General features: G+C 45.5%; 1 protein-coding gene. It reads right to left on the bottom strand.

What is annotated here, in order from left to right:
* Nucleotides 1-21: 21 nt before the first annotated feature.
* A partial coding sequence (gene tnpA / locus J0A65_RS26335; RefSeq protein ID WP_206597134.1) for an IS200/IS605 family transposase occupies nucleotides 22-376 on the bottom strand: 355 nt, incomplete at its 5' end.

Here is a 376-nt window from a genome sequence, read left to right as displayed (position 1 = left end):
CCTAGAAGGGTGCCTTTCTGCTCAAGAAAGCTCTAAGCGCTGTTGACGCTCCTCTTCCTCTTTGGCTTGTTTATCCTGATACTTCACATAACGGCGAATGATGTCTTCGTTAGCGCCAACCGAATCAACAAAGTATCCTCTTTGCCAAAAATGGTTTCCCCACAATTTCTTCTTCCGCAGATAAGGAAATTTGTTGAACAATCTGATGGCTGTTCGACCTTTCAATGTCCCCATCAACTCTGACACGCTTAAACTCGGCGGCGTTCTCACCACCAAGTGGACATGGTCAATCTGAACATTCAGTTCAACTACCACGCACTTCTTCATGCTGCAAAAAACATAGATACTTCGGTAAAGCTCTTTGCCCACCTGACCT

This window comes from Bowmanella yangjiangensis (assembly GCF_017255015.1).
GTDB classification, from domain to species: Bacteria; Pseudomonadota; Gammaproteobacteria; order Enterobacterales; family Alteromonadaceae; genus Bowmanella; species Bowmanella yangjiangensis.
Note: the sequence above shows the minus strand (reverse complement) of the source record. Positions and strands in the feature narration are given on the sequence as shown.